The 12,417-nt window shown below is 48.6% G+C and carries 15 protein-coding genes; 6 read left to right on the forward strand and 9 right to left on the reverse strand.

Features of this window, described 5'->3' with window-relative positions; all coding sequences use genetic code 11:
• Positions 1 to 54: 54 nt before the first annotated feature.
• Positions 55 to 828 (reverse strand): GDSL-type esterase/lipase family protein, encoded by a 774-nt coding sequence (locus D889_RS0101255; RefSeq protein WP_010631293.1) that lies wholly within the window; start codon positions 826 to 828, stop codon positions 55 to 57.
• 223 nt (positions 829 to 1,051) lie between these two features.
• Entirely contained in the window at positions 1,052 to 1,384 is a 333-nt protein-coding gene (locus D889_RS0101260; RefSeq protein ID WP_010631294.1) for a MerR family transcriptional regulator, read from the reverse strand.
• 207 nt (positions 1,385 to 1,591) lie between these two features.
• On the opposite strand from D889_RS0101260, the gene D889_RS15315 reads away from it, so the two are divergent.
• A complete protein-coding gene (locus D889_RS15315; RefSeq protein WP_010631295.1) occupies positions 1,592 to 1,750 on the forward strand; it encodes a Fur-regulated basic protein FbpA in 159 nt (52 codons plus the stop codon).
• A gap of 66 nt (positions 1,751 to 1,816) precedes the next feature.
• Here D889_RS15315 and D889_RS0101270 read toward each other — a convergent pair whose 3' ends face one another.
• Both D889_RS0101270 and D889_RS0101275 read right to left on the reverse strand, forming a co-directional pair.
• Positions 1,817 to 2,437 (reverse strand): RBBP9/YdeN family alpha/beta hydrolase, encoded by a 621-nt coding sequence (locus D889_RS0101270; protein ID WP_010631296.1) that lies wholly within the window; start codon positions 2,435 to 2,437, stop codon positions 1,817 to 1,819.
• Positions 2,438 to 2,565: 128 nt separating this feature from the next.
• Positions 2,566 to 3,165, reverse strand: coding sequence for a phosphatidylglycerophosphatase A family protein (locus tag D889_RS0101275; RefSeq protein ID WP_010631297.1), 600 nt, complete (start codon positions 3,163 to 3,165; stop codon positions 2,566 to 2,568).
• 460 nt (positions 3,166 to 3,625) lie between these two features.
• Between D889_RS0101275 and D889_RS0101280 the strand changes: the two genes are divergently transcribed.
• Positions 3,626 to 4,318 (forward strand): DUF421 domain-containing protein, encoded by a 693-nt coding sequence (locus tag D889_RS0101280; RefSeq protein WP_010631298.1) that lies wholly within the window; start codon positions 3,626 to 3,628, stop codon positions 4,316 to 4,318.
• 71 nt (positions 4,319 to 4,389) lie between these two features.
• Here the strand turns inward: D889_RS0101280 and D889_RS0101285 are convergent, their stop codons facing one another.
• On the reverse strand, positions 4,390 to 4,623 hold the full coding sequence (locus D889_RS0101285; protein WP_010631299.1) for a hypothetical protein: 234 nt from the start codon (positions 4,621 to 4,623) through the stop codon (positions 4,390 to 4,392).
• A 161-nt stretch (positions 4,624 to 4,784) separates the two neighbouring features.
• Positions 4,785 to 5,561, reverse strand: a complete 777-nt coding sequence (gene fabI / locus D889_RS0101290; RefSeq protein ID WP_010631300.1) for an enoyl-ACP reductase FabI — start codon at positions 5,559 to 5,561, stop codon at positions 4,785 to 4,787.
• Between the two features lie 291 nt (positions 5,562 to 5,852).
• Here fabI and D889_RS0101295 point away from each other — a divergent pair, with 291 nt between their 5' ends.
• On the forward strand, positions 5,853 to 7,016 hold the full coding sequence (locus D889_RS0101295; protein ID WP_010631301.1) for an FtsW/RodA/SpoVE family cell cycle protein: 1,164 nt from the start codon (positions 5,853 to 5,855) through the stop codon (positions 7,014 to 7,016).
• A gap of 18 nt (positions 7,017 to 7,034) precedes the next feature.
• Here D889_RS0101295 and D889_RS0101300 read toward each other — a convergent pair whose 3' ends face one another.
• Together D889_RS0101300 and D889_RS0101305 are read right to left on the reverse strand one after the other, a co-directional pair.
• Positions 7,035 to 7,958 (reverse strand): RluA family pseudouridine synthase, encoded by a 924-nt coding sequence (locus tag D889_RS0101300; protein WP_010631302.1) that lies wholly within the window; start codon positions 7,956 to 7,958, stop codon positions 7,035 to 7,037.
• Between the two features lie 68 nt (positions 7,959 to 8,026).
• Positions 8,027 to 8,875 (reverse strand): NAD kinase, encoded by an 849-nt coding sequence (locus tag D889_RS0101305; RefSeq protein WP_010631303.1) that lies wholly within the window; start codon positions 8,873 to 8,875, stop codon positions 8,027 to 8,029.
• Positions 8,876 to 9,078: 203 nt separating this feature from the next.
• On the opposite strand from D889_RS0101305, the gene D889_RS0101310 reads away from it, so the two are divergent.
• The 3 genes from D889_RS0101310 to D889_RS15535 are packed head-to-tail and all read left to right on the forward strand — an operon-like array spanning position 9,079 to position 10,582.
• Positions 9,079 to 9,672, forward strand: coding sequence for a CYTH domain-containing protein (locus tag D889_RS0101310; RefSeq protein ID WP_010631304.1), 594 nt, complete (start codon positions 9,079 to 9,081; stop codon positions 9,670 to 9,672).
• Positions 9,669 to 10,391: a lytic transglycosylase domain-containing protein gene (locus tag D889_RS0101315; RefSeq protein WP_010631305.1), complete on the forward strand. Its 723-nt coding sequence runs from the start codon at positions 9,669 to 9,671 to the stop codon at positions 10,389 to 10,391. Before D889_RS0101310 ends, D889_RS0101315 begins: the two co-directional genes overlap by 4 nt.
• 17 nt (positions 10,392 to 10,408) lie before the next feature.
• On the forward strand, positions 10,409 to 10,582 hold the full coding sequence (locus D889_RS15535; RefSeq protein WP_018962082.1) for a hypothetical protein: 174 nt from the start codon (positions 10,409 to 10,411) through the stop codon (positions 10,580 to 10,582).
• Positions 10,583 to 10,672: 90 nt separating this feature from the next.
• On the opposite strand, the gene D889_RS0101325 is transcribed toward D889_RS15535, so the two are convergent.
• Positions 10,673 to 12,391, reverse strand: a complete 1,719-nt coding sequence (locus tag D889_RS0101325; RefSeq protein WP_010631306.1) for a M3 family oligoendopeptidase — start codon at positions 12,389 to 12,391, stop codon at positions 10,673 to 10,675.
• Positions 12,392 to 12,417: the final 26 nt, after the last annotated feature.

Raw genomic sequence — 12,417 nt, forward strand, 5'->3', positions numbered from 1 at the left:
TATTTGTGACCGCCGAGGATAACCATGTCCTTTTCCCTGTTTGCGCGACTGCCCTCAATGAACATACTTACTGATGTATGCTCTCCAGACCAGATAAGCTTTGCCGTTCGGATGGGTGCCGTCATAGGTATAACCCACTCTAAGATGATTGGACGCATCGGCAAAAAACGGGTACAGATTGATAAACCGGATACCCGTCTGTGCGCAGTAGTTTCTCAGATTATGATTGAGCATCAGTATCTTCTCCGGACTCGTCAGCGAACCGTTCAAGGCATTATTGACCGGTAGAGTACTCTGGACATAGATCGTCGTCGCTGGCGACGCTTTACGAATGATCCGGATGATCTTTATGTAATTTTGGGTGACTTTACTGACTGTCCGGCCGACGGTGAAATCATTAATGCCGGCCATAATAAACAATTTGCGGGGCTGCAGGTAAACAATATTACTTATTCTGTGCAGAATACCGTTTGTCGTATCGCCGCTAATCCCGCGATTGAGTATATTCGGATTCGCGAACATTTCATTCCAGTTATTGTTCTGTGTGATACTGTCGCCGAGAAACACAATCTGATGCTTTTCCTTCGGGCTTTCCAGACTGTAGAAAACACTTCGCCTGGTCTGATACGTCTTATTCTTCGATGAAACAACGGTTGCCGTATTTTCAATCTCGCTGCTGCGTACCGGCTTTTTTTCCTCAACGACGGTCAGATGATGCCTGGCAACAGCCTGATTCGAACGGTACTGAAAGACTAACGTGCCGACGAGAAGGGCGAGTAACAGATTCAATACTAATGAGAGATGAAACCATTTCTTTCTATTTTTCATTGTGAGGACAACTCCTGACCTGGTCTTTCATAAGTTTCTCCTGAATGATTACAATTACGTTTCAGGTATTCGCCGTGAATCAGTTTTTTTGTCCCAGACAAGCCTCCCGGACTGACCGATTCAATCATTTCTCAGGAGCCTTTCAAAGATAAAAAAAGACAGCCCGTTTTAAGGCTGCCATGAACCGCCGCTGGGTCTGCAGATGAGCATGTTCCTTGCGCTCTTAATCCCGCTTATTAAAATAGGCGTTCAGCTGACCTCTGATCATACGTTCACGGAGTTTATTGTCATATCTTTTCGTCTGCGCATTCTGCAATTCCTTTCTAAGTTCGGCAGTCTGCATCCCGTCCTCCATTTTATTCGCAATATCCATCAGCGTCTCCACATCAGAAAACGAATATTTCCGGTTGCCTTTTTCCGAACGTTCCGGAAAAACCAGTTTTCTCTTCTCATAGTACCGGATCTGTCGTTCACTCAGACCTGTTAATTCGCAGACTGTGCCAATTGAAATCACTTTCTTGAATAGATAGGCATCTCGTTGAGAATGTGCGGCCATCCAATCACCCCCGTCACTTTCTTCATTCCGTAAATATGTGTAAGATTATATTACAGCATAAGCAAGAAACCGGCAACATTATTGTCATATGAAGTGACACAATCATAGATTATTTAGTGGTTAACCCGTATAATAAAAGTGTAAGAAAAAGTGTCCGGAAATCATCAGGATGATCCGTACAGGCAATCACTGCGGGAGGTTTGATTGATGTCAGGTATACTTACAGTTCCAAGAGCGGATAAAAAGGAACAGATGATCGAGAAGTTGCTGGCCGGGGGCATTTACAAAGCCGGAAACCATCAATTGTATGAACTGTCGCTTCAAGAGCTTGAAAATACGTATCACCGTTTGCTGAACAAAAATTGACCGGCCGCGAAAAAGCCGGACCGGAAGCCGCTGCTTCTGATCCGGCTTTTATGTAAGCAAATGAAGTCAGGCAAATGGAAAAGCCTGATGAAGACAGGCGTCAAGCATCCAGGGCCAGGGACCGTATCCTGAACGCACATTGATATGTCCCATTGCGGGCAGCAGGACGACCGGTACTTTGTATGCGCGATAATCAAGTATTGAGTCACCCGGCATAAACGGATCGGTTGTCGAAGTAATAATCGCCGTTTTCTCTGCAGCGGCAGAGAGCGAGCCTGTATCGGACGGGAAAGGATAGAAACCGGCGATTGCCCTTTCAGCCTGATCCTTTGCTTCGGAAGTTTCCGGGAAAAAGAAGTTCAACGAATCAGGAACCGGATGAACGGCCGGCGGAGAAACAAGCAGCACTTTCCCTACTTTTTTTCGGGCCGCCTGGGCCGCATAGTGAAGCCAGAGCACACAGCCCAGACTGTGAGCGACGACAGTCAGCCGGCCGGCATCATGAATGTCGGCCATGATCTTATTCAGCAGAGAAAGCCACGTTGATTTATCAGGCTTATTCCAGTCCGGAAACTGCGGAAAGCGAACACTTAATCCTCTTTTTTCCAGCTCCTGGGAAAGCCACTCCTGCCAGTGTCCTCCCGTACTCCCGGAAAAACCGTGCAAAATCAGAAAATCCGTCACCATTCAGCACCTCATCTCAGGTTATCTGTTATTTAATCAATCTGATTACTTGGAATTTTAGATTATTATATCATAAATTTTCCGCTGTAAAAGATCGGGGGTTCATCAATGATGAGCCCCCTGCAATACATTTATTTTTTTGAAGACAAACGCCGCTCTTCTTCATCTCGTACGCGATGTGCCAGCCGACTCGAAGCATCTGCAGCGATACTGGCCACAAGGTCATCCAGAAATGTGTTGACACGTCCGTGTTTGGCCAGATCCAGTTTTCCAATGATTTTCGGTTTGACTTTGTCCAGATAACCGAATGTGGTTGCCGCAATGCTGCCGAAACTCGAGACGGCGCCAAGCGCAATTGTTTCATCAACGCCGAACAGCCCTTCATCCTGGTCGATAAGCGACTGAAGCGGTTCGCTCAGTTTCTTCTTTTCAGCAAGCCGGTCAAGTTCGATGCCAACCAGAATGGCGTGCTGTAATTCACGCTTTGCCAGTACACCCTTCACGTTCTCCACACAAGTCTGAATAGTCAGACCGGGCATAAACGGCCGCTGCAAATCGAAGACAAGTTCGGCAATGTCATCAATTTTTACACCGCGTTCCTTCAACTCGCGTTCCACAGCCGAAGCAATCGCTTTTGAAGTAACACGTTTCTTATTTGCTGAATAGAACGTGGCATCTTCCGGCAACCCGGGCGCATAAGTCATACTTTTCAAATATTGACGCTCATTCATTTTTCTGCGACTCCTTCCAGAAACATCATACCCCATTGTAACATCGTACGATTTGTTTTTTTTATTCGCACCTGCGCAAAGCAAAAGCGTCCTGCTATTCATTTTATGTCGTACGAAAATACCTTATGATACAAATAAATGACCGGATGCGCCTATTTTCTGAGCGCGGATTTCTTGTCCGGCAGAGAGGCTATGGTGACAGCAAACAGCAGCAGGGGAAACATTCTCCGTAACCTGTTGTTCGTTCGTTTGCCGACTGAACCGGCCGTATCGTCATCATAGCGCAATTTCTGCCGGCCACGCAAGCCGTCCGGCCCGGATGGTTTCAGCTTTTCCCGTCCTTAATCACGTTACCGGTTTTTCCTCTCCTGTATAAAATTGTGCTCAGGCCGCAACCTAACTACAAAGTGCCTGAATACGGCACGGACGCGATACTTTTACTGTCAGGAGGAACCACTCGATGATGCATACGATCGGACCGATGATGATTGAACTGAGTATCGGATTAATCGGGCTCATTCTATTAACGAAGGTGATGGGCAGAGCATCGATGTCTGAAGCCACGCCATTCGATTTTATCTCGATGATCGTCGTCGGTGATTTTGTGAGCGACGCCATTTATGACCCTGAAACGCACATTTTCAAAGTCCTTTTTGCCATCTTTTTCTGGGGCCTATTAATCTTCCTCGTTGATCTGATCACGCTGAAACTATACCGGTCACGTAGTTTTTTTGAAAGTCAGCCGCTGCTGGTGATCAGTCAGGGCTGTATTGACCGGAAAGCACTGAAAAAAGCAAAGATGGATATGAATCACCTGCAGATGCTGCTGCGCGACCGGGAGATTTTCTCAATGAGAGAGGTCAGCTATGCCATACTGGAACCGAATGGAAAGATTTCTGTCATCAGAAATTCATCCTTTGAAAAAGTGTGCCGCGGTGATCTCAAATTAGATCCGCTCCACGTCTCGATGCCGATCACATTGATCAGTGATGGTGAGATTTTGGAAAACAATCTTGAGAAGGCAGGAAAATCCAGGCAATGGCTGATCAGCGAATTACACCGGCAGACTGCCGACAAACCGGATCAGATCATGCTTGCCGAGTGGACAGAAGAGAACGGTCTTTACCTTCAGAAAATCCATTCCGGTTCCTGAACACCGGTTTCGGACCGAAAAGAAGCGGTCCGGTGATCCGGATCCGCTCGTTTACCGATACAACATCTGACTTATTTTTCGTCTTCTTTCTTTTCGCTCTCCAGTGTCTCTTCTTCAGTCTCTCCGGTTCTGATTTCCGGAATCGGAAAGCCCCAGAAATCACGCCGTATCGGCTGCTGGCCGGAAACCGGATGGTGCGGATTGTGCGGCCGGTGCGGCTCCCGTTCGAAAACTACTTCATCCGCTTTGATGATTAATTTATCGACATGTATCGTTCTTGGTTCCTTTTTTTTACCTTCTGACATGTTGATCTCCTCCCGGATTAGTCTCGAAGACACTATATGCAAAAAGATGCCTTTCGGTGAATCAAGACAAGCCGGTGAACAAATAGTTGAATCAGCTGCGGGAATCCGGTTTCCAGGCAGAAAAAAAGCCCTGCGGCAGCAGGGCATCTGCATACAGAAGATCAGATACTGATAATATTGAACCCCGCATCGACATGAAGGGTTTCTCCGGTAATATTCCGGGACAGATCGCTGAACAGAAACAGCGCTGCATTTCCGACATCTTCGGGACTGATCGAACGATGCAGCGGCGCCTTCTCCTCAATGAGGGAACGGACACTGTTGAAATCAGAAATACCTTTTGCCGAGAGTGTCCGGACAGGTCCGGCCGAAATCGCGTTAACCCGGATGTCGTTCTTTCCGAGATCATTTGCCAGGTATTTAACGCTCGCGTCGAGACTGGCTTTGGCAACACCCATGACATTGTAATTCTTGACCACGCGCTCACCGCCAAGATACGTCATCGTCACGACACTGCCCCCGTCAGTCATCAGGCCCTTTGCTGCTTTAAGCACTGCGGTCAGCGAATAAGCACTGACATTCTGGGCAAGCAGGAAGCCGTCGCGCGTCGTGTTCATATAATCCCCATCGAGTTCCTCCTTCTTGGCAAAAGCAATACAATGTGCCAATCCGTTAATCGTCCCGACATCCGTTTTAATCTTATCAAAAGTTGAAGCAATCTCTTCATCACTGGTGACATCGCATGGATAGAACAGACTGTCTTTTCCGTTGAGCGTTGCTGCCAGTTTCTCGACAGATTCCCTGAACCTTTCATTATTATATGTAAATATGATGCGGGCGCCGGCCCGGTCCAGAGCCTGTGCAATCCCCCAGGCGATGCTGCGCCTGTTTGCGACGCCCATAACCACGTATGTACGCCCTTCCAATGTCAATTCCATAATCAGAACCCCCTGATCAGCTTTTCATTCCATCGGTTATTATACCATAAACGAAATCCGTGCACCCCCGCGGAGACAGCCTCCGGAGATGTCTTGCCGGTTTCAGGGAATCCTGCTGAAAGATGCAGGTTGCAGGAGTGACAGACGAATGATTATAACAACTTGAAAGATAATGGTAAAAAAATCATACGGGAATGGCTGTATCTTTTTTAACCGCATTAAGCTATGATTATTTAGGTTATGTTTTTGTGTGATACGGAACGATAATGAACGTAAAGGATTGGCTTGTCGATGAACAGAGAATCACTCAATAAAATAGATGTGACCATGCTTTTTATTATCGCCCTCTTCGCCTGCATCAGCTGTATTGCACTTTACAATGTACCGCCAACCGGATCTGCCGGCCGTTTTCACTATGTCCAGCTGCAGCTGATCTGGTATCTCATCAGCGGTGCAGTCATGGTCGGTGTGATGGCGCTCGGTTATGACCGTCTGAAACAGATGCACTGGATTTTCTATAGCATCGGTTTCGTTCTGCTCGCCGGGTTGCTGCTTGCTAAGAAGGGCTTTCCTGTGCCGATGGCGATACAGCTGAACGGTGCATGGAGCTGGTATCGTTTCCCGGGTGGCAACCTGCAGCCGTCGGAATTTATGAAACTTTTTCTAATCGTATCGCTGGCAGCGGTTGTTGATAAACATCATGAACTCTACCCGATCAAGGGCATGCATGAAGATTTGCTGCTGCTGGGGAAAATTGCGCTTGTGTCCCTGCCCCCATTAATGCTCGTCTTTGCCCAGCCGGATCTGGGGTCGGCACTGGTTATTTTCAGCATCATATTCGCGATCATCGTGGTCAGCGGCATTAACTGGAAGCTGATCACCGGAATGGTCACCGCGATGATTGCCGGACTTGTCTTTCTGGTCGTCAGCTGGTTTAAATTCCCGTTTATTATCAATATCGTGCTCCAGGCTCACCAGCGTGACCGGTTTATTGCCTGGGCCAGTCCCTATCAGTATCAGAACCAGGAAGGCTATCAGCTGGTTCAGTCGCTGAATGCGATCGGATCAGGACAGTTTTTCAATCATTCATTTAATTCATCGATCTCACTGCCTGAATCGTACGCAGACTTTATCTTTTCCGTCATTGGCGGCACGTTCGGCTTTGTCGGTTCGGTTATTGTGATCCTGCTGTTCTTTCTCCTCATTTCACGGATCGTCCGGACAGCGACCGGTACACATGACGCATTCGGTACCTATATCTGTACAGGTGTCATCGGTATGATTATGTTTCAGGTATTCGAAAATATCGGCATGACCATTCAAGTCATGCCGATTACCGGGATCACGCTGCCGTTTCTCAGTTATGGCGGCAGCTCGCTGCTTTCGATGATGACCAGTATCGGACTTGTCCAAAGTATCCGCATGCAGTCGCAGAACATGATGTTCGGGGATTGAAAAAGTCCGGATAACCGGTTAAATTTGATCCAGGGATACAGGAACACCGACCAGCTGTGCCATATCCGCAGGAAGCGGTGCATGGAGATGGAAGAGCTGTCCCGTAAACGGGTGAGTAAACACAAGTTCGAAGCTGTGCAGTGCCTGACGGGTCAGCTGGTCCGTCGGTCCTCCGTAAAGATCGTCGCCCAGCAGCGGATGTCCCTGAGATGAGAAATGAACACGGATCTGATGCGTCCGTCCGGTCATCAGCCGGACAGCGACAAGCGTCCGGCTGGTGTATCGTTTAAGCACTTTGTACTCGGTTATCGACCGTCTCCCATCCAGCCAGTCTACTTTTCGCTCAATCGCACTTCCCTCTTTCCGGCCGATCGGTGCATCGATCATGCCTTTATCGGGACTGATCACCCCGGCTGCCAGGGCAAGATATCTGCGCCGGATCTGTTTCTGTTTCTGCATTTTGAAGAAGCGTTCATGACTGAACCGGTTTTTGGCGACCAGCATCAGACCGGAAGTATTACGGTCCAGCCGGTTCACAATATGTACGGTTGATGCCAGATTTTCTTGTTCAAAATAGTACAGCAGGCCATTAGCCAGTGTTCCTGAAGGATACTGATGTGAGGGAATGACCGGAATCCCGGCCTGTTTATTGACGACGACAAGTGATTCATCCTCGTACACAATATTCAGCGGCACGGGCTCGCTGACCAGAAAATCACTGTGTTCCTCCGGCGGCATAATGAGCCGCAGCTCCTGCCCCCCGTGAAGCACGCAGCGAACCGTCTGTTCCCGCCCGTCGACAAGCATTTTGCCGCCTTTATACTTTATGGCAGATAAAGTGCGGTGGGAAAGGTGAAGTTCCTTACGTAAATAATCACGGAGAAGTTCTCCCTCTTGCGCGGCACCGATCCGCCTGACCAATTGAAAACATTTTTTCTCCATAAGTCCTGTCCTGTTTCCTGAATGATTGCCTTGTCATCCGATTTTTTTCCGATAAAATACTCGCACTTTTAGCCGATAAAAGCATCACGAACACGCCGCCAGAAGGGCAACGGGCGAAATCTGGCAAAACGGATTTTTTCAGTCGCCACGCAGCACTCCATCTGTTTGACATCGGCGTGGAGCGTTGAGAGATGGTCTACCGTCACATTAAAGCGATCATCGTTCACCGGTCTGACCTGGCAGTGATGGTGCCGTGGAAGAATCAGCGGGGAACCGATGGTACGGAACACACGATTATTGATTGAGGCAATTTCCGTCAGCTGCACGGTTGGGAGTGACGGATGGATAATTGCCCCCGAAAGCCCCTTATTGTACGCCGTGGATCCGGTAGGCGTCGAAAAGCAAAGACCGTCTCCCCGGAAACTTTCAAACTTTTCCCCCCGGATCAGGACATCGGCCACCAGCAAACCCTCACCACTGCGGATCGTGCACTCATTGAGTGCCAGATAGGAACGCACGCGATCCTGATGCTTGTAACTGATCCGGACATTGAGCAGCGGATATGCGACAATGTTACACTGTTTCGACGTGACTGAAGCCGTCAGATCGTCCACCTCATCTGCCGTCCAGTCCGCATAAAAGCCCAGATGTCCTGTATGTACACCGACAAATGCCGTTTGACCAAGGCAATAGAAATATTTATGGAATGCCTGCAACAGGGTTCCGTCCCCGCCGACAGAGATCACGAGATCCGGACGCCCCTTGTCCAGATAAACCATATTCTTCGCTGTCAGTTCCCCGATGATCCGATCTTTCAACTCATTGGAGAATGCGTCCCCCCTGGTTTCCACCGCAAAAGATCTGAGACTGCCTGCCGGAATTCCATCAGTCACTGTCGTTTCAGATGAATCATTCACTCCGGATGTTTCTCCTTTCACTCGATGATTCCTTTCCCGCTTCCATTTTTCCGGTGGTCGAGGATACCGTCTCAGGCAGCCTGATATTGCTCATTGTGCACTGCCATTTGTTGTTTCTTTATCACTATTATGTCATAATTTATAGGAAGTTACGAGGTCTTCATGAATTTCTGCAGGTAAGCTGACGGAACAGGAGAATTCGAATGTCGCAGAAGTTTGAAATTGAATTTAAAAACATGCTGGAAGAGACGGAATTTAACACGCTCTGTCTGAAATTTGACCGCGACGAATCTACTTTTTTCAAACAAACAAATGATTATTTTGATACACCGACGTTTGCGCTGAAGAATGCCCATGCGGCGCTGAGAATCCGCCACCTGAGCGGGGAACATGATTTTACATTAAAGCAGCCGCGTAACGGTATTATTCTTGAAACGCATCAGCAGCTGTCCGATCAGGAAAGCAGCGATCTGATCCACTATGGTGTGATGCCGGAAGGAGCGCTGGAGAAGGCTATTGATCAAATGGGCATCAATGTCGACCAGTTGATTCATGTCGGCGAATTAATCACGAAGCGAACGGAGTTTCCTTATAAACAGGGAGAATTGTTTTTCGACCGGAGTGCCTACCTGGGTATTCAGGATTTTGAACTGGAATATGAAGCAGAGGAGCAGGAACAGGGCAAACAGATCTTTCTGTCCCTGTTGTCTGAATTTCACATTCCCCGCCGCAAATCAAAGAGTAAAATGATGCGGCTGTATGAGCACCTCGACGAAAGGAGGAAGACAGACGAATGACCGTTGATCCTGCAACTCTGTCGCAATGGCTTGCTCTTTCTGCTTTTGACAGCACAGACAATCAGGGAAGCATTTTCTCTGCAGCAGGAATGCAAAGCGATAATCCCTTTTCTGACCTTCTCAGTCTGGTACTGACGGCACAAGGGGTGAACCGTCTAGCCTTGCCTTCTTCCTCAGCCGGAACGACTGATTCCGGAAACAGCACAGACAGCCTCTGGAACCAGCTGTCCGCTCTGACGGTACCGAACCCGGCGGGCAGCACCCTGACCGGTTCCCGTTCGTCTGAAGCACTTCAGCCGTCAAATGCTGTACACTCGGAATCAGAGAATAAGGCGTCCGGATATGGACCGTTGATTCAGTCGGCCGGGAAGAAGTATCATGTCGACCCGGAACTGATTTCTGCCGTAATCGCTGCTGAATCCGGCGGGAACGCCTCTGCGGTGAGTCCGGCCGGCGCACTTGGCCTGATGCAATTAATGCCGTCGACAGCATCCGGTCTCGGTGTAGCCAACGCGCTCGATCCGGCTCAGAATATTGACGGCGGCACGAAATATCTCAGCCGGCTGCTGAAACGATACGGCGGAAGAACCGACCTGGCGCTTGCGGCATATAATGCCGGTTCCGGAAATGTAGAGAAATACGGCGGTATTCCGCCTTTTCCTGAAACACATGCCTACGTCAGCCGGATCATGGACCATATCAGCCATGCCGCAATCTGAATCAGGGAGTGAGTATAATGAATGAAGAGCCGCTAAACCGGATTGAAAAGAAACTGGACGCTCTTGATCAGCGACTTGAGAAACTGGAATCTGCCGATCACGATCACCGGTCACTGTTCGGGCCTAATGTCTGGGTACTCGTCCCGGTCGTTGCGATCATTATGTGGGGCCTTAAGGGCATTCTTTCATAATCGATAAAGGAAACAGAGGCAGGGAATCATCGAATGATTCCCTGCCTCTGTTTTTTCTCTCATAGTCATGAATGGATCACTGTTGTTCATTCAGAACGTGCTGTCGTCCACCTGATCCAGCCAGCCAGACACGGCTTTCACGACGGATTCCACGCAGCCTTCTTTAAAAGGCGAGACAAGTCCCGCGGCCCTGACCAGATCAAGAAAAGACTTGCTTCCGCCCTGCCTGCACAAATTCAGGTAGTCATTCCAGGCCGACGAATAGTCTTTCTGCGATTTTTGCCAGAACTCAAAGGCACAGACCTGAGCCAGTGTGTAGTCAATATAGTAAAAAGGATCCTCATAAATGTGACTCTGGCGCTGCCAGAATCCGCCGCGTTCCAGATAGTCAAATCCGTCGTAGTCCCTGTGCGGTAAATACTTCTTTTCAATAACCTTCCATGCCTGTTTCCGCTGTGCCGGCGTAAATTCAGGATGCTCATAGACAACATGCTGAAATTCATCCACGCTGACGCCATAGGGAAGAAACAGTAAAGCGCTGCTCAGATGGGCAAATTTTCGCTTCAGTGTGTCTTCCTTAAAGAACAGTTTCATCCACGGCCAGGTGAAAAATTCCATACTCATCGAGTGAACTTCTGCGCCTTCATAGGTCGGCCAAATATATTCAGGCAGCTTCGTATGGGTTGAATAGACCTGGAAGGCATGTCCGGCTTCATGAGTCAGGACATCGATGTCTCCGGCAGTACCATTGAAGTTCGAGAAAATGAACGGAGACTCATAATCAAAAATATAGGTACAGTAACCGCCGCCTGCTTTTCCCTTCGTAGCGATCAAATCCATCAGATGATGATCCAGCATGAACTGAAAGAACTTTCCTGTCTCCGGAGAAAGTTCACTGTACATCTTTTTACCGTTTTCAATAATCCAGTCCGCATCACCCTTCGGCCTGGCATTACCTGTTTTAAAGTTGAACGGTTCATCATAATACTTCAGCCTGGTGACGCCGATACGTTTCTGCTGCCGCTCGTAAAGCCGGTTTGCCGCAGGAACCACGTACTTGCGGATCTGCTCCCGGTAGGCTTTGATCATTTCCTTGTCGTAACCGATGCGGGACATGCGGTAGTAACTGAGATCGGCATAGTTTTCAAAGCCCAGTTTATGGGCAATCTCTGTACGAATCTTTACCAGATGATCATAGATGTCATCAAACTCTGCTTCATGTTCCGCAAAATAGCCGAAGCGTGCCTCCTGAGCGCTTTTGCGAATCACTCGATCTTCCGACTCCATATAGGGTCCCAGTTGTGCCAGAGTACGCTCCTGGCCGTCGAACGGGATCTTTGCTGCCGCAACCAGCCGTGTATACTGAGAGGCCCACTTGTTCTCCTGCTGCATCAGCGGGATAACTTCCGGCGAAAAGGACTTCACCTGCGCTTCAGCCAGGGCAAACAGCTGTTTCCCCCACTTTGCCTCAAGCTCTTTGCGGAACGGAGAAGAAAGCAGTAATTTGTAGTACATATTCGTCTTGCCTTCGAAAACCGGCATCGTCTCATCCATAAAATCATTTTCAGCTTTGTAAAAGGCATCATTGGTATTGACCGTATGACGAATTTCAACCAGATTGAATAATGTATCCAGATGCCGGCGCACCTGATTAATTCTGCCTGCCGCTTTCTCCGCTTCCGATGCCGAAGAAGCGGTTTTGAACGCTTCAAAGGCTTCTGCAAAAGCCTTGTTGCAGGCTTCGACATCAGGACGCTCGTATTTGTATTCCTCAAAAGTTGTCAATTCAGCCACCTCTTTCATCATCATCAGAACGCATTCAACTTTGACAGCGT

The sequence above is a fragment of the Sporolactobacillus vineae DSM 21990 = SL153 genome (assembly GCF_000377985.1).
In the GTDB taxonomy this organism is placed as follows: Bacteria; Bacillota; Bacilli; order Bacillales; family Sporolactobacillaceae; genus Sporolactobacillus; species Sporolactobacillus vineae.

Coding starts and splice junctions, on each gene's coding strand:
- D889_RS0101315 (WP_010631305.1), top strand. CDS start 9,669: ATGACCGTTGATCCTGCAACTCTGTCGCAATGGCTTGCTCTTTCTGCT.
- D889_RS0101310 (WP_010631304.1), top strand. CDS start 9,079: ATGTCGCAGAAGTTTGAAATTGAATTTAAAAACATGCTGGAAGAGACG.
- D889_RS0101260 (WP_010631294.1), bottom strand. CDS start 1,384: ATGGCCGCACATTCTCAACGAGATGCCTATCTATTCAAGAAAGTGATT.
- D889_RS0101325 (WP_010631306.1), bottom strand. CDS start 12,391: ATGATGATGAAAGAGGTGGCTGAATTGACAACTTTTGAGGAATACAAA.
- fabI (WP_010631300.1), bottom strand. CDS start 5,561: ATGGAATTGACATTGGAAGGGCGTACATACGTGGTTATGGGCGTCGCA.
- D889_RS0101280 (WP_010631298.1), top strand. CDS start 3,626: ATGATGCATACGATCGGACCGATGATGATTGAACTGAGTATCGGATTA.
- D889_RS0101295 (WP_010631301.1), top strand. CDS start 5,853: ATGAACAGAGAATCACTCAATAAAATAGATGTGACCATGCTTTTTATT.
- D889_RS15535 (WP_018962082.1), top strand. CDS start 10,409: ATGAATGAAGAGCCGCTAAACCGGATTGAAAAGAAACTGGACGCTCTT.
- D889_RS0101300 (WP_010631302.1), bottom strand. CDS start 7,958: ATGGAGAAAAAATGTTTTCAATTGGTCAGGCGGATCGGTGCCGCGCAA.
- D889_RS0101285 (WP_010631299.1), bottom strand. CDS start 4,623: ATGTCAGAAGGTAAAAAAAAGGAACCAAGAACGATACATGTCGATAAA.
- D889_RS0101270 (WP_010631296.1), bottom strand. CDS start 2,437: ATGGTGACGGATTTTCTGATTTTGCACGGTTTTTCCGGGAGTACGGGA.
- D889_RS15315 (WP_010631295.1), top strand. CDS start 1,592: ATGTCAGGTATACTTACAGTTCCAAGAGCGGATAAAAAGGAACAGATG.
- D889_RS0101255 (WP_010631293.1), bottom strand. CDS start 828: ATGAAAAATAGAAAGAAATGGTTTCATCTCTCATTAGTATTGAATCTG.
- D889_RS0101275 (WP_010631297.1), bottom strand. CDS start 3,165: ATGAATGAGCGTCAATATTTGAAAAGTATGACTTATGCGCCCGGGTTG.